Annotated in this window: 13 protein-coding genes; 4 read left to right on the top strand and 9 right to left on the bottom strand. The window is 73.6% G+C overall.

Annotated features, from left to right (window positions below; genetic code table 11):
• Positions 1-51 precede the first annotated feature (51 nt).
• Positions 52-2,010 carry a helix-turn-helix domain-containing protein gene (locus DT057_RS20530; protein WP_162501455.1) on the bottom strand — a complete coding sequence of 653 codons (1,959 nt, stop codon included), beginning with the start codon at positions 2,008-2,010 and terminating at the stop codon, positions 52-54.
• Positions 2,011-2,150: 140 nt separating this feature from the next.
• Between DT057_RS20530 and DT057_RS20535 the strand changes: the two genes are divergently transcribed.
• The 3 genes from DT057_RS20535 (at position 2,151) to DT057_RS20545 (ending at position 4,213) form a co-directional block, all read left to right on the top strand.
• Positions 2,151-2,744, top strand: coding sequence for an amino acid synthesis family protein (locus DT057_RS20535; protein WP_128563967.1), 594 nt, complete (start codon positions 2,151-2,153; stop codon positions 2,742-2,744).
• A 99-nt stretch (positions 2,745-2,843) separates the two neighbouring features.
• Positions 2,844-3,788, top strand: coding sequence for a 2-hydroxyacid dehydrogenase (locus DT057_RS20540; RefSeq protein WP_128563968.1), 945 nt, complete (start codon positions 2,844-2,846; stop codon positions 3,786-3,788).
• Positions 3,789-3,871: 83 nt separating this feature from the next.
• A complete protein-coding gene (locus DT057_RS20545) occupies positions 3,872-4,213 on the top strand; it encodes a hypothetical protein (protein WP_128563969.1) in 342 nt (113 codons plus the stop codon).
• A 25-nt stretch (positions 4,214-4,238) separates the two neighbouring features.
• Here the strand turns inward: DT057_RS20545 and radA are convergent, their stop codons facing one another.
• The 8 genes from radA to DT057_RS20585 all read right to left on the bottom strand — a co-directional run bounded on the left by radA (position 4,239) and on the right by DT057_RS20585 (position 12,800).
• Entirely contained in the window at positions 4,239-5,672 is a 1,434-nt protein-coding gene (radA, locus tag DT057_RS20550) for a DNA repair protein RadA (protein ID WP_128563970.1), read from the bottom strand.
• Between the two features lie 120 nt (positions 5,673-5,792).
• On the bottom strand, positions 5,793-6,893 hold the full coding sequence (gene alr, locus DT057_RS20555; protein ID WP_128563971.1) for an alanine racemase: 1,101 nt from the start codon (positions 6,891-6,893) through the stop codon (positions 5,793-5,795).
• Positions 6,894-6,968: 75 nt separating this feature from the next.
• Positions 6,969-8,456 (bottom strand): replicative DNA helicase, encoded by a 1,488-nt coding sequence (locus tag DT057_RS20560; protein ID WP_128563972.1) that lies wholly within the window; start codon positions 8,454-8,456, stop codon positions 6,969-6,971.
• A 273-nt stretch (positions 8,457-8,729) separates the two neighbouring features.
• Positions 8,730-9,299, bottom strand: coding sequence for a 50S ribosomal protein L9 (rplI, locus tag DT057_RS20565; protein WP_128563973.1), 570 nt, complete (start codon positions 9,297-9,299; stop codon positions 8,730-8,732).
• A gap of 185 nt (positions 9,300-9,484) precedes the next feature.
• A complete protein-coding gene (locus DT057_RS20570; RefSeq protein ID WP_128563974.1) occupies positions 9,485-10,474 on the bottom strand; it encodes a DUF2232 domain-containing protein in 990 nt (329 codons plus the stop codon).
• Between the two features lie 145 nt (positions 10,475-10,619).
• Entirely contained in the window at positions 10,620-10,868 is a 249-nt protein-coding gene (gene rpsR / locus DT057_RS20575) for a 30S ribosomal protein S18 (protein ID WP_015931139.1), read from the bottom strand.
• Positions 10,869-10,871: 3 nt separating this feature from the next.
• Positions 10,872-11,360, bottom strand: a complete 489-nt coding sequence (rpsF, locus tag DT057_RS20580) for a 30S ribosomal protein S6 (protein ID WP_128563975.1) — start codon at positions 11,358-11,360, stop codon at positions 10,872-10,874.
• Between the two features lie 363 nt (positions 11,361-11,723).
• Entirely contained in the window at positions 11,724-12,800 is a 1,077-nt protein-coding gene (locus DT057_RS20585) for an AraC family transcriptional regulator (RefSeq protein ID WP_128563976.1), read from the bottom strand.
• Positions 12,801-13,154: 354 nt separating this feature from the next.
• Between DT057_RS20585 and DT057_RS20590 the strand changes: the two genes are divergently transcribed.
• Positions 13,155-15,433: flagellin N-terminal helical domain-containing protein (locus DT057_RS20590; protein ID WP_128563977.1), on the top strand; the 2,279-nt coding region annotated here is incomplete at its 3' end.

Here is a 15,433-nt window from a genome sequence, read left to right on the forward strand (position 1 = left end):
CCGCAGGAGGTGGCGGCCGGGCCGTTCCGGCGGTCCGACGGAGGCCGGGGATCAGCCCGGCGACGGCAGGCTGTTCTCGATCAGGCCGTGGAGCTGGAGGGCGAGCTCGACGGCGAAGCGGCGCTCGGGCGTGTCGACGTCGATGCCGAAGAGGTCGCCGATGCGCGAGAGGCGGTAGCGCAGCGTCGTGACGTGCAGGCCCATGGCGTCGGCGCAGGGCTGGCTGCGGCAGCCCGCCCGCAGGTAGGCCGCCAGGGTCTCGAGGTAGGGCGTGCCGTTGTCCCGGTCGTGGGCGACGACCCGGCCGATGGCGCCGTCGATGAAGCGGCGCACGTCGGCCGAGTCGGCGGCCCCGATCAGCATCGGCAGCGGGCCGAAATCGGGGGCCGACAGGGCGCCGCTCCGGCCGAAGGCGCGGGCGATCCGGATCATCCGCCAGCAGCGCTCCCACTCCCTGGCGTAGGCGTCGAGCCCCTCGCAGTCGCCGCCGAGCACCACGATGGGCTCCCGGTCGAAGGAGTGGCGCAGCGTCTCGGCGACGCGGCGCGCGAAGCGGGCGATCCGCTCCGGCTCCCGGCCGCCCTCCTGCGGAGGGCGGCGCCGGCCCTCCTGCGGAGGGCGGCGCCGGCCCTCCCGCGGCGAGCGGGGCCGGTCCTCCGCGAGAGAGCGCCGCCGGCCCTCCTCCGGGAGGTGCCCCTCCTCCTCGGGCGGCGGGCGCCCCTCGCCCTCCTGCGGCAGCAGGCAGACGAGGCCGCCGCCGATGGCGACGACGTGGGCGGGAAGCCCGAGCTGGCGGGCCAGGAGCGCGACGGCGTGGTGGCCGTCCACCGCGTGGTCGGCGGGGCGGGCCGGCGGCCGGCTCGCCTGCTCGGGGAAGTCGACCACCAGCATCCGGGCGGGCGTCGCGAGCGAGAGGCCCAGGCGGCGGGCCCGGTCGGCGACGTCCTCCGGGTCCCGCCAGCGGCGCTCGACGATCTCGAAGAACAGCTCGGTCAGGGTCCGGGTCTCGAAGCGGAAGCGCAGGACGCTGCGCATCATCTGGACGCCGAGGGCGAGCTTCGCGCTGTCGCGCATCAGGTTCCGGAGGTCTCCGGCCTCCTCGCCGCCGAAGGTCAGCAGGGCCCCGACGGCGTCGCTGTCGACCATCAGCGCCTCGACCCGCGCGCTCAGCGGCGGCGCGGGCCCGTCGGTCAGCCGCAGGGCGACCGTCCCGCCGTGCGGCTGCGCCACCGCTCCCCGGACCTCGCGGAGGATCCGGCGGCCGAGGGGGCCGTCGAGCGCCCGCCGCCAGGCGTCGTCGTCGTAGGCCTCGGGCACCGGCGAGCCCGTCGCCAGGAGGCTGCTGGCGAAGAAGTCGACGACGAGCACCGGGGCCTTCAGGAGGTCGCTCAGCCGGCCGGCGAGCGCCGCGGTCGAGCCGCCCGCGAGCACCTCCCGCAGGAGCGATCCCTGGGCGAGGAGCGCCCGGCGCAACTGCTCCGCGGCGGCGGCCTGCGCGCGGTGGCGGTGCCCGCGCTCGATCGCGATGGCGCCGAGATGCACGATCATGCCCATGAAGGCGAGGTCGTCCCCCGAGACCTCCCTGACGGCGCGCGAGACCACGACCAGCACCAGGGGGTGCCCCTCGGCGTCCGTGCAGGCCATGGGGATGACGAGGACGGTGCGGTAGTCGCGCTCGAAGGCCTCGCGCCGGTAGCCGGGAAACGCCTCGCTCTCGCGCGCGTCGCGGATGTAGACCGGCTCGCCGCGCCGGAGCGCCACCAGGGCGGGGCTCGTCGCCAGCGCCCACCGGTCCTCGAGCCGGCGCCGCAGCAGGGCGGAATCGTGGCGCGCCATCACGTGGGCGTAGCCGCCGGCGGCGTCCACCGCCATGATCGAGCCGAGGTCCCAGGCGCCGTGCTCGCAGGCCGAGCGGATCAGGTCGCGCAGCAGCGCGTCGAGATCCGCGTCGGAGCTGATGCGGCTCGCGACGTCGCGCAGCGACCGCAGCCACGAAGCCTGATCCGCCATCCTCGACCACCTCCGGCCGCCAGGTTACCGCGTCCCCGAGCGCCGGGGTGCATTTCCTTCCGGCGGATCGGCGGAAGCCGCGCGCGGGCCGGGACCGCTAGCGTCGGGGCCTTCCGCCTTCCGCACCATGGGCCGCCGAGATGGATACCGGACTTCGCAAGATCGCGACCTTCGTCGAGGAGACCCACGTCGAGGGCGGCCGGGCGGCGGAGCGGCCGGTCACCATGGTGGTGGTCGCCGCCATCCTGCGGAACCCCTGGGCCGGCCAGGGCTTCGTCGAGGACCTGCGGCCCGGGATCCTGCGGCTCGCCCCTCTCCTCGGTGCGGCGATGACGCGCCGCCTCCTCATGGTCATGCCGGCCGAGCGGATCGAGGCCTACGGCAAGGCCGCCGCCGTCGGCGTCGGCGGCGAGATCGAGCACGGCTCCGCCCTGATCCACACGCTGCGCTTCGGCAACCTGTACCGCGAGGCGGCCGGGGGCACGGCGTTCCTGAGCTTCACCAACACGCGCGTCGCGCCGGGCGCCCTCCTGTCGCTCCCGATGATTCACAAGTCGGAGACGGGGAAGCGCTCGCACTTCATCACGGCGACCTTCCAGGTCGCCGATGCGCCGGGGCCCGACGAGGTCCTGATCGCCATCGAGGCGGCGGACGGAGGGCGGGTCCATCCCCGCATCGCCGACCGGTTCCAGGACCAGGCCGAGATCGAGGCGGCCGCGCGGGCGCTCCGCTGAGGGCGCGCGCCGGAGCCCGAGACCGGCGCTTCAATCGGCGCCCGCCAGGCCTTAAAGGCGGGACGGGCCGGCGACGGCGCGCGGTGGGAGGGTTCCGGGATGTCCGACGTGGTGGCCCTGGTCTGCAAGATCGACCCCGAGCAGGAGGCCGCCTACCTGTCGGCGCTCGCGGCCGCCATGCCCGACGAGACGCTCGTGCGCTTCCGCGACCTGAGCCCGGCGCAGCGCGCCGCCGCCGCGATCGCGGTCGTGGCCAACCCCGATCCCGCCGACGTCGCGGCGCTCCCGAACCTCGCCTGGGTGCAGAGCCTGTGGGCCGGCGTCGAGCGGCTGATGGCGGAGCTCGGCGCCGGGGCGCCGCCGGTCGTGCGCCTGGTGGATCCCGAGCTCGCCCGGACCATGGCCGAGGCGGTCCTCGCCTGGACCTACTACCTCCAGCGCGACATGCCGGCCTACGCGGCCCAGCAGCGGGAGGAGACCTGGCGCCAGCGCGACTACCGCAAGCCCTCCGGGATGACGGTGGGGCTTCTGGGGCTCGGCGCCCTCGGGACCGTCGCGGCGGAGCGCCTCGGGCAGGCCGGGTTCAGGGTCCTGGGCTGGAGCCGGTCCGCCAAGGCGCTGCCGGGCGTCGAGACGGTCGCGGGCGAGGAGGGCCTCGCCGCCGTGCTGGGTCGCAGCGACATCGTGGTCTGCCTCCTGCCGCTGACGGCGCGCACGCGCGGCCTCCTGAACGGCGCCCGCCTGGCCGCCATGAAGCCGGGCGCGGCGCTGATCAACTTCGCGCGCGGGCCGATCGTGGTGGCGCGGGACCTCCTCGAGGCCCTCGACGGCGGGCGCCTGTCGCACGCGGTCCTCGACGTGTTCGACGAGGAGCCGCTGCCGCCCGGCTCGCCCTTCTGGCGCCATCCGCGCGTGACGGTGCTGCCGCACATCTCCGCGCCGACCGACCTCGACACCGCCGCGGCGGTCGTCGCGGCCAACATCCGGGCCTATCGCCGGACGGGGCGCCCGCCCCGGAGCGTCGACGTCGCGCGCGGCTACTAGAATCCGCGCGCCCGCGCCCGGCCGGCGACCGGATCTTAAGGCGTCGTCGCGTACGATCCGGCGTCAACACCCGGGTGCAAGCCGTGTCCCTCCGTCTCAACCTCGCCGTGGCGGCGACCTCGATCTTCGGCGCCGCCGCGGTCTGCGCCGTCTGCGCGATCCAGATCGACAAGGCGCCGCCCCCGCCCGTGCGCGTCGCGGCCGCGCCGCGCCCGGCCCCCGTGCCCGACGAGCCCGTCACGACCGGCTCGATCACCCCGAGGGCCAGGCCCGCCGCGCCGGCCGCCAGGGCGGACGCCGCCGCCAGGGCGGACGCTGCCGCCAGGGCGGAGGTCCGGCGCGAGCCGGCCTTCGATTCCGAGCGCCTGGCGGCGCTCCTGAGCGGCACGCCCGCCGCCGCGCCGCCGCGGGCCCCGCGGCGCTGACGCCCCTCCCGGATCGCGCCCCCCGTCACTCCTCGGGGTCGTAGGCCGGCACGGGCGGGCGCCTGCCCCCGCGCGGCGCCGCCTTGCCGGCCGCGACCCCGGCCACGAGGTCGGCGATGTGGCGCAGGGACTCGGCCGGGAAGCCGCGCTCCGGCGCCTCGCCGCGCCCGTGCGGCATCAGCGCCCGGGCGAAGCCGAGCTTCTGGGCCTCCTTCAGCCGGGCGGGCGCCTGGGCCACCGGGCGGATCGCCCCCGAGAGGCCGACCTCGCCGAAATAGACCGCGTCGGAGGGCAGGGGCGCGCCCGAGAGCGACGAGACGAGGGCCGCCGCGACCGCGAGGTCGGCGGCGGGCTCGCCGATGCGCAGGCCCCCGGCGACGTTGAGGTAGACGTCGTGGCCCCCGAGCCGGATGCCGCCGTGGGCCTCCAGCACGGCCAGCACCATGGAGAGGCGGTTGGGATCCCAGCCGACGACCGCCCGGCGCGGCATGCCGAGCGCCGAGGGCGCCACCAGGGCCTGGATCTCGACCAGGAGCGGGCGCGTGCCCTCCATCCCGGCGAAGACCGCCGTGCCGGGGGCCGCGAGGTCGCGGCCGGCCAGGAACAGGGCCGAGGGGTTGGGGACCTCGGCCAGGCCCCCGTCCGTCATCTCGAACACCCCGATCTCGTCGGTCGGCCCGAAGCGGTTCTTCACCGCCCGCAGGATGCGGAAATGGTGGCCCTGGTCGCCCTCGAAGGAGGCGACCGCGTCGACCATGTGCTCGACCACGCGGGGGCCGGCGATCTGCCCGTCCTTGGTGACGTGGCCGACCAGGATCACGGCGGTGCCCGACGTCTTGGCGAAGCGGATCAGGCTCTGGGCCGAGCCGCGCACCTGCGTGACGGTGCCGGGGGCCGATTCCACCGTCTCGGTCCACATGGTCTGGATCGAGTCGATGATGGCGAGGGCCGGCGGGCGGCCCTGCGTCAGGGTCGCCACGATGTCCTCGACGTTGGTCTCGGCCGCGAGTTCCACGGGCGCCCCCGAGAGGCCGAGGCGCTCGGCCCGCAGCCGCACCTGCCCGACCGCCTCCTCGCCCGAGATGTAGGCGACGCGCTCGCCCCGGGCCGCCAGGGCCGCGGAGGCCTGCATCAGCAGCGTCGACTTGCCGATGCCGGGATCGCCGCCGAGGAGGATGACCGAGCCGCGCACGAAGCCGCCGCCCGTGACCCGGTCGAGCTCGGCGATGCCCGACGAGGTCCGGGGCGCCTCCTTGGCCTCGCCCGACAGCCCCTCGAGGGGAAAGACCCGGCCCCTGGCCCGGCTCGGGCGGGTCGCCACCGGGCCGGAGACCGGGCTCGCCGCGCCGGTCTCCTCCACGATCGTGTTCCAGCCGTTGCAGGCCTCGCAGCGCCCGCGCCAGCGGTTGTAGACGGCGCCGCAGGACTGGCAGGCGAAGGTCTGGTTGTGCTTTGCCATGGGGCGTGCCGGGTCTCGCGGTGCCGGATCGTGGGCGGGGCGTGCGGGGCCCGGAATGCCGGGATGTTCCCGATATGGTCCCGACCCCGCCCCGGTTGCAACGGGGCGCCGGGCGGGCCCTCAGCCGCCGCGATATTCCCGGGCGTAGCGCCGCCCCAGGCCCGTCAGGATCTCGTACCCGATGGTGCCCGCGTTCCGCCCCACCGCGTCGACGTCGAGGGCGTCCCCGATGAGGAGCGCGGGCGCGCCCCGCCGCGCCGCCTCGGCGGGGGCGTCGGTGACGTCGAGGATGATCAGGTCCATCGAGACCGTGCCGACGAAGGGGCAGGCCACGCCCCCGACGCGGGCCTCGCCCCGGCCGGAGGCGGAGCGCGGGAAGCCGTCCGCGTAGCCGAGCGACAGGGTGGCGAGGCGCCGCCGCGAGGGCGCGGTCCAGCGGGCGTTGTAGCCGGCGCTCTCGCCCGGGGCGACCTCGCGCACCTGCGCGATCTCGGCCTCGAGCCGCACCACCGGGCGCATCGGGCTCGGGCGCCCGGGCGTCGGGTTGCCGCCGTAGAGGGCGTAGCCCGGCCGCACGAGGTCGTGGCGGGGCCCCCTCCCCAGGAAGACGCCGGCCGAGTTGGCGAGGGAGGCCGCCACCCCCGGATAGGCGGCGCGCACCCGCGCGAAATCCCCGACCTGGCGGGCGGTGAGGGGGTCGTCCGGCACCTCGGCGCTGACGAGATGGCTCATCACGAGGCTCGGGGCGACGTCCGCCAGGACGGGATCGCCCGCGAGCGCCATCGCCTCCGGCACGGACAGCCCGAGGCGGTTCATCCCGGTATCGACGTGGAGCGCGGCCGGCCGGCGCCCGGCCCGGTTCGCCGCCGCCCACTCGGCGACCTCGTCGCGCGATCCCAGCACCGGCCGGAGGTCGGCGCCGCGATAGGCCTCCGCGCTCCCCGGCGGGAAGCCGTTGAGGACGTAGATCACCGCGTCCGGCGGCAGGGCCGCGCGGGCGCTCACGGCCTCCGACAGGTGGGCGACGAAGAACGTGCGGCAGCCGGCCGCCCGCAGGGCCGGGGCGGCGGCCGGGATGCCGCAGCCGTAGGCGTCGGCCTTGATCACCGCGGCGGTCTCGGCCCCGGCCGCCTCCGCGGCGAGCCGGCGCCAGTTCGCCGCCAGGGCGCCGAGGTCGACGGTGAGGCGGCCGCCGTGGGGGGTGCGGCTGAGATCGGTCATGGCACCCCGTCTATCCCCGCGGGCGCGGGGGGCCAAGTATCCCCGCGGGCGCGGGGGGCCGAAGGGCCCGCCCGCTCACATCGGGTCGGGCAGCCGGTCGCTCTGGGCGAGGTTCGAGAAGCGGGTGATCTCGGCGTCGAACTGGAGCTCGACCATGCCGGTCGGGCCGTGGCGCTGCTTGCCGAGGATCACCTCGGCCTTGCCGTAGACGCGGTTCATCTCCGCCTCCCAGGTGAAGAACTCCTCCGTGCCCTCGCGCGGCTTCTTGTTCTTGACGTAGTACTCCTCGCGGAACACGAACATCACCACGTCGGCGTCCTGCTCGATCGAGCCCGATTCGCGCAGGTCCGAGAGCTGGGGCCGCTTGTCGTCCCGGTTCTCCACCTGGCGCGAGAGCTGCGACAGGGCGATGATCGGCACGGCGAGCTCCTTGGCGAGCGCCTTCATGCCGGTGGTGATCTCGGTCATCTCCTGCACGCGGTTCTCGCCCTTCTTGGAGGCGCCGGAGAGGAGCTGGAGGTAGTCGACCACCAGGAGGTCGAGGCCGCGCTGGCGCTTGAGCCGGCGCGCCCGGGCGGCGAGCTGGGCGATCGAGATGCCGCCGGTCTGGTCGATGTAGAACGGGATCGTCTGCATGTCCCGGGCGGCGTCGGTGATCTTGTAGAACTCCTCCGGGCGGATGTCGCCGCGGCGGATCTTGTAGGAGGCCACGCCCGACTGCTCGGCGATGATGCGGGTGGCGAGCTGCTCGGCCGACATCTCGAGGGAGAAGAAGCCCACGATGCCGCCGTTCTTGGTCGCGATGGTGCCGTCGGGCTGCTTCTCGCCGACGTAGGCCTTGGCGATGTTGAAGGCGATGTTGGTGGCGAGCGAGGTCTTGCCCATGCCGGGACGGCCCGCCAGGATGATCAGGTCGGAGGCCTGGAGGCCGCCCATCTTGGCGTCGAGGTCGGACAGCCCGGTGGCGATGCCCGAGAGCCGGCCCTCGCGCTGGTAGGCCTTGGCCGCCATGTCGACCGCGGCGGTCAGCGCGTCCGAGAATTTTTGGAAGCCGCCGTCGTACTTGCCGGTCTCGGCGAGCTCGTACAGGCGCCGCTCCGTCGCCTCGATCTGGTCGCGGGGCGAGGTCTCGACCGGCGCCTCGTAGGCGCCGTTGACGAGGTCCTCCCCGATGGTGATCAGGCGCCGGCGCAGGGCCAGGTCGTAGATCGTGCGCCCGTAATGCTCGGCGTTGATCACGGTCGTGGCCTCGGCGGCGAGCCGCGCGAGGTACTGGCTCACCGTGAGGCCGCCGAGGTCGGCGTCGCCGAGGTAGGTCTTCAGGGTGATGGGGCTCGCGAGCTTGCCGGCCTTGATCAGGCTGATGGCGACCTCGTAGATGCGCCGGTGCACCTCCTCCATGAAGTGCTCGGGCAGGAGGAAGTCCGAGACCCGGTAGTAGGCGTCGTTGTTGACCAGCATGGCGCCGAGGAGCGCCTGCTCGGCGTCGATGTTGTGGGGCGCGACGCGGTATTCCTGCGGCACGGCCTCGAGGTTCGCCGTCAGGGTGCTGGGAATGGCCATCCGGCGGGCTCCGATTCGTTGCGGCGTCGCGAGGGCGCGATCCTAGCCGCTGCGGCGACCATCGCACCGGCTTCCTTGACCAAACCTTGACCGCCGGGGCGCCTGTGACGTCTTGGACACCCCGTCCTGGAAACGCCGTCCCGGCCCGGCCCCGCCCGAAACGCGGCGAGGCCCGCTGCCGTCGGCAACGGGCCTCGTCATGCTGGAACAAAATAAGAACATGTCAAGCCCGGAGGGCGGCGTTGTCCCCGCTCTCCCGGCTGTCCCCGGGGCTCAGCGGTCGTCCGCGTCCGGGCCGGCCTCGGCGAGCGCCGCGCCGACCTCGAGGCCGAGGTCGTCGAGGTTGAACTCCTCGCGGGTCGTGGTCGACTCGCCGCGGGCCTGGCGCTCGGCCTCCTCCGGGCTGCGGGCGACGTTGACGGTGACCGCCACCTCGACCTCGGGGTGGAGCACCACCGGGACCGTGTGGAGGCCGAGGGTCTTGATCGGCTGGTTGAGGCTGAACTGGTCGCGGGAGATCGTGAAGCCCTCGCTCGTCACCACGTCGGCGAGGTCGCGCGGGGAGACCGAGCCGTACAGCACACCGGTCTCGCCCGCCTGACGGATCAGCACGAAGCTCTTGCCGGCCAGGGTCTCGGCGACCTTCTGGGCGTCGCTGCGGCGCTCCAGGTTGCGGGCCTCGAGCTGGGCGCGCTGGTCCTCGAAGCGCTTCTTGTTCGTCTCCGTGGCGCGCAGGGCCTTGCCGCGGGCGAGCAGGTAGTTGCGGGCGAAGCCGGGGCGGACCTTCACGGTCTCGCCCATCTGGCCGAGCTTGGCCACGCGCTCGAGCAGGATCACTTCCATCGTCGTCGTTCCTCGTGCAGGTCGTCGGAGCCGCCTTGGCGGCGGTGAGTCTGGCCACCTCGCGGCGGCCGGTGGTGGGTCTGGCCGCCTCGCGGCGGCCGGTGGTGGATCGGGGCCGCCGGCGGCGGCCCCGGGGTCATGCGGCCCCCCTCCGGCGGGCTGCCGGGCGGGGCCGGATGGATCTCTCAGGAGGGCGGCACCTCCTTTGCCCGGCGCCGCCCGAGCAGGGTGTCGAGGAGGCCGAACAGGCTGAGGCCCGCGAGGGCGAAGCCCTGGGTCAGGAACACCACGACGTAGAGGCCGATCAGCAGGGGCGTGCGGCCGGCCCGGCCGCGGCTGCGGTCGTGGACCGCCGCGAGCCCCTGGAGCGCGAAGGCGGCGGCGAGCGCCCCGAGCAGCGCCATCCCGAAGGTGCCCACGTAGGCCGGCCCGAGGGCCAGCCCGGCCCCGAGGGCGAGGCCCCACAGGATGCGGCGCGGCATCGCGGTGGCGGGCAGGTCCGGCCACGGCCGGACCAGGCGCCCGGACACCTGCACGATCCGGGCGGCGGCCCAGAGGTAGAAGATGAGCAGGATCGTGAAGGTCACCGCCATGATGGCGGGGGCGATGTCGGCCACCCGGTCGGCGATGCGGGCGAGGTCGTCCTCGGGCAGGACGTCGCTCTGCACGGAGCCGCCCCGGATCTCGGCCCCCTGGAGCTGGAGCTGGAGCATCGCCCGGGCGAGGCGGCGGATGCGGTCCTGGTAGGCGGCGTGGTCGCCCGACGACAGCATCACCACGACGATCAGCGCCGCCGCGGCGGTCACGGCGACCCAGGCCAGGAGGCGGCCGACCGGGTACCATTCGAGCGCCCCGGGAGAAGCGCCGGCCGCGGCCGGGCGCAGGCCCGACGGGCGCCCGAGCAGCGCCAGGTAGCCGAGCCACCAGGCCGGCAGGGCGGTCGAGACCAGGAAGGCGAGGCCCCGCAGGGGCGAGGAGGCGAGCGCCAGCACGAGGGTGCCGGTCGCGGCGGCCACGAGGCCGGCGCGGTGGCTCCAGCCGAGGGCGACGATCAGGATCGGCAGCGGCGCCAGGAGGTAGAGCGCGAGCGCGAGCGGCGTCGCCTTGACGATCACCCCGATGAGGAGCGCCGAGACGAGGCCGGCGACGATGCCGATGCCGTATTGCTGAACCATCCCGTCCGTTCCGCTGTCCCGCCGCCCTCCACGGGCGGGGTTAGAGGCGAGGGCCGCCCCAACGATCCCCGGCGGCGCGCCGCCGGGTTCCTCGTCACGCGTGGAGCACGCTCCACGCCGCGTCCGCCCGGCCGGGCCGGGCGCCTTAGCGGATCACGTAGGGCAGGAAGCCCAGGAAGCGGGCGCGCTTGATCGCCTGGGCGAGCTCGCGCTGCTTCTTGGCCGACACCGCGGTGATGCGGGAGGGAACGATCTTGCCGCGCTCCGAGACGTAGCGGGAGAGCAGCTTGACGTCCTTGTAGTCGATCTTCGGGGCGTTGGGGCCCGAGAACGGGCAGGTCTTGCGCCGACGGAAGAACGGACGGCGGCCACCGCCACCAGCACCGAATGCCATGACTTACTGCTCCTCGCTCGTGCTGGCGCGCTCGGGCCGGTCGCCCCGGTCGCCGCGATCACCCCTGTCCCCGCGGTCGCCGCGCTCGGCGCGGTCGCCGCCGAAGCCGCCGCCGAAGCCGTCGTCGTCCCGGCGCCGGCCGCGCTCGCGGTCCTTGCGCTCGTCGCGGTCGCGCTTCTGCATCATCGCGGAGGGCTCGGCCTCCAGCGCCTCGACCCGGACGGTCAGGAAGCGCAGCACGTCCTCCGAGATCCGCATCTGGCGCTCCATCTCGGCGAGGGCCGCCGGCGGCGCATCGATGTTGAGGAGCGTGAAATGGGCCTTGCGGTTCTTCCGGATGCGGTAGGCGAGGGACTTCACGCCCCACATCTCGGTCTTCTCGATCTTGCCGCCGTTCTGCTCGATGACGCCCTTGTAGGACTCGATCATCGTCTCGACCTGCTGCGAGGTCACGTCCTGGCGGGCCAGGAACACATGCTCGTACAGAGCCATGATGGGCCTTTCTGGGATGGGGCCCGCGACCGGATTCGCCCGGATGAGCGGTTCTGGCTTCGGGCCGGTTCGTCCTCGCGTCGCACGGCGCCAAGCCCTTCGAGCCTGCAAAGGCCCGAGCGGTTGTTCGAAGGCGGAGACACGGGACGACGGGGCCGAGGCCCCTGTGCCGCCGCGGCGGCACCGTCCGTTCAGCCCCCGGCCGGAGCGAACGCGAGGCGCGCCTATAGCAGGTTCTGCCAGAAGGGCAAGATCCCGCCCGCCTGCGACCCCGCCCCGGCCGACCCCGCCCGTGCGCAGTCCCGCCCGGTCGATCCGGACCCCGGCGGCGGCCCGCGCGGGGCGCCGCGCCCGCGAGGCGGATCAGGCCGCGAGGCTCCGGATCCAGCCCATCAGGACCGAGGCTTTCTCCGGGCCGGGGGGACGCGGGGGCGTGTCGGCCCGCGCCTCGCGGGGGAGGAGCCCGAAGCGGCGCTTGAAGGCGCGGCTGAACGTCTTCTCGTCCGCGAACCCCGCCGCGTAGGCGACCTGCGCGACGCGGCGGCGCGCGCCGCCGGCCTCGGTCAGGAGCCGCATGGCGAGCATCAGGCGGCGGTCGCGGATGTAGTTGATCACGCCGCCCTCCTCCTCGAAGAGCCGGTACAGGGTCGCCCGCGACAGGCCGAAGCGCTGGGTGATCGCCTCGGTCCCCAGGGTGAGGCTGGTGAGCTCGCTCTGGATGAACCGCCGGATGGCGACGTGCGTCGCGCCGTCGACCGGGGCGCGGGCGCCCGCATCGGCCGGGAAGCAGGCGCCGCACAGCTTGGAGGCCGCGTGGGAGACCCCCGGGAGGTGGTGCGGCTCCAGCCGCGGGCCGCAGGCGAGGAGGCCCCGCAGGTAGGCGTGGAGCAGCTGCTTTGCCGGGTCGGCGTCGTAGGCGAAGACCTGGCCGTGCAGCGTCTCGACGAGGCCGACCTCGTCGGAGACGAGCCGGCGGGGAATGAGGAGGGTCGCGGCCGAGCCCGGGTCGGCGTCGATGACGACGGGCTGGGACAGGTCGAGCACCACGCCCTGGCGGCCCTCGACCGCGACGCGCCGCCGGCCGGTATCCACCCGGCTGCCGCCGCTCTCGTGGAAGGACACGAGCACGTGGTCGAGCCCCTGGCGGGCGATCATGCGGGTGGAGCGCTCGAGCCGCTGGGCGGGCGAGGCGACCTCGCCGACGATGATCTCGCCGAGGTGGTAGGTCGTCATGGCGACCGGGGGCGTGCGGGGCGGGGCGCCGTCGAGGCGGACCTGGAAGATCGGCGCGAGGTGCTCGCACCAGGCGCGCCCGAGGGCCGCGGGATCGCTCGGCGGCGCGAAGCGGTGGCGCGGGATCGCGGGCGCCGCGGGCTCGCGCGCCGGGCCCGGCGGACCCGCCGCGGGGGGAGACGGATCGCATCCTGGTCGAGGCGGCATCGGGCCCGGTCGTCGCTGCTGTCCTGGTCGCGCCCTCTCCCCGGTCCGGAAAGCGGGAGGGGGCGGGACCCGGGCGGCGGAAGAGGCCCCGCCGCCCGGGTCCCGCGCGCTTGACGTAGCGTAGCATGCGGCCGGCCGGCACCCCAAGGGTCCGGCGCATTTACGAGACGGAATGCGATATTCTAGAAACGCAACGTCACATGATTGTTCTTTGAGATGGAACGGCCTTTTTTGGAGATAGAACGCCTCCAAGTGCCGCGATTGCCGCGCCTTGTCTTATGAAGTTGATAATACTCGACTGCCGTACTGAGGTGCGCCACGTGTATGGCAGTTCATTCGATTGGATCGTAACCCATGTCGTCCAGCATCACACTTTCCGCGGCGACGCGTCAGAACTTGTTGTCGCTGCAGGACACTGCGAGCCTGCTCTCGACGACGCAGAGCCGCCTGTCGACCGGCAAGAAGGTCAATTCCGCCCTCGACAACCCGACGAACTTCTTCACCTCGCAGAGCCTGACCTCCCGCTCGTCGGACCTGAGCAACCTGCTCGACGGCATCTCGAACGGCGTCCAGACCGTCCAGGCCGCCAACCAGGGCATCACCACGATCCAGAAGTTCGTGGACTCGGCCAAGTCCGCCGCCAACCAGGCCCTCGCCGACAAGAGCGCGACCTCGAGCGGGCAGGCCGCCACCGCCGCCACGGTGTTCGGCTCCAGGTCCTTCCAGGGCCTTGCCGGCACCCAGGACGGCACCCAGGACTTCTCGTCGCTGAGCAAGGACGGCTCGGTCGACATCTCGCTCGACGGCGGCAAGACCGCCACCACCATCCGCCTCGACTCCTCGACCCTGAAGACCTCGGCCTCCGACCTCACCAAGGTCACGGCCGCCCAGGTCGCCTCCGCCATCAACAGCCAGATCGCCAACAGCACCGCCCTCAAGGGCCAGGTCGCGGCCTCCGTTGGCTCGGACGGGCGCCTCTCCTTCTCCACCACCGCGGCCGGCGCCGGCCAGCAGCTGCGCATCGCGGGCTCGGCCTCCTCGACCATCGACATCGGCTACGGCAAGGCCACCAACGCCACCGCGGCCGCCACCACCCTCGGCACCGCGGTCGGCGCGACGGTGACCCTCGGCCGGTCGGCCTCGGCCAGCGCGACCTTCACGGTCAACGACGGCGCGAAGTCGGTGGACGTCCAGCTCAACCAGGACACGGCCTACGACAGCTCCGGCAGCCAGCTCGGCACCACCGCCACCCGCGCCAACATCCTCTCGGCGATCAACAAGCAGCTCTCGGACGCGGGCTCGGGCGTCACCGCGAGCTACGACAGCGGCAACAGGCTGACGTTCAGCAGCCAGGACCTCGGCCCGTCCTCGGCCGTGAGCGTCATCGACAAGGGCGGCGACGCCAAGATCGGCCTGTTCACCGGCACCACCAGCACCGGCACCTTCGCGGCCGGCTCCGTCAGCACCGGCTCGACCGTGACCGCCGGCGCGGCGCTCGGCGCCTCGAACGACTTCACCGCCGGCTCCTCGAAGTTCACGCTCAGCGACGGCTCGAAGTCGGTCACCGTGAACCTCGACGCGAACACCTCCTACGACGTCGCCGGCACCAAGCTCGGCGGCACGGCGACCCGTCAGAACGTCCTCGACGCCATCAACCTGCAACTCGCCGCCGCCGGGGTGAACATCACCGCGAGCCAGGACGGCTCGAACAACCTGGTCTTCACCAACGGCACGGCGGGCGCCGGCGGCAAGGTCGACCTCTCGGGCATCCGCGGCTCGCTCAACGTCGGCTTCGGCACCACCACGGCGACGAACGGCACCCAGACCTCCGGCTCCGGCATGGCGGCGACCGGCCTGTCGGCGACGGGCTCGGACGCCACGGACGGCTCGGCCAAGGCGGTGCTCACCGGCGCGAAGGCGCTGACCACGGTCGACCTCAACACCTCTGGCAACAACGCCTCGTTCAACATCCAGCTCGGCGGCGGCCAGGCCAAGACGATCAAGCTCGATTCGACCACCGTGACGGCGGTGAGCGCGGCGGCGACCACCGGGGCGGAGCTGGTGGCGGCGATCAACAAGCAGATCGGCGCCGACACGGGGCTCGCCGGGCAGGTGAAGGCGAGCATCGACGTGAACAACAAGCTGGTGATCAGCTCGACGGCCGGCGGCTCGTCGCAGAAGATCACCGTCACGGCGGCCCAGGGCGCGATCGCCTCCAACAACATCGACGTCGGCTTCGGCCAGCAGACCTCGACAGTGAACGGCACCGCGACCAACACCACCCAGACCCTGGTCGCTACCGGCAAGGACAGCACCGGCTCGATCAACACCACGCGCCAGTCGCTGGCGTCGCAGTTCAACGAGATCCTGAACCAGATCACCCAGCAGGCCAAGGACTCGAGCTACAACGGCATCAACCTGCTCTACCGCAACGGGACGGATCCGAAGGAGAACAGCCTGCACGTCACGTTCAACGAGACGGGCTCGTCGAGCCTCGACATCAAGGGTGTCAAGTTCGACTCGGACGGCCTCGGCCTCACCCAGGTCACCGGGGGCTTCCAGTCGGACGACGAGATCAGGGGCGTGCTCAGCAGCATCACCGCGGCGACGAGCCAGCTGCGCGCCCAGGCCTC

The sequence above is a fragment of the Methylobacterium crusticola genome (assembly GCF_003574465.1).
GTDB lineage: Bacteria > Pseudomonadota > Alphaproteobacteria > Rhizobiales > Beijerinckiaceae > Methylobacterium > Methylobacterium crusticola.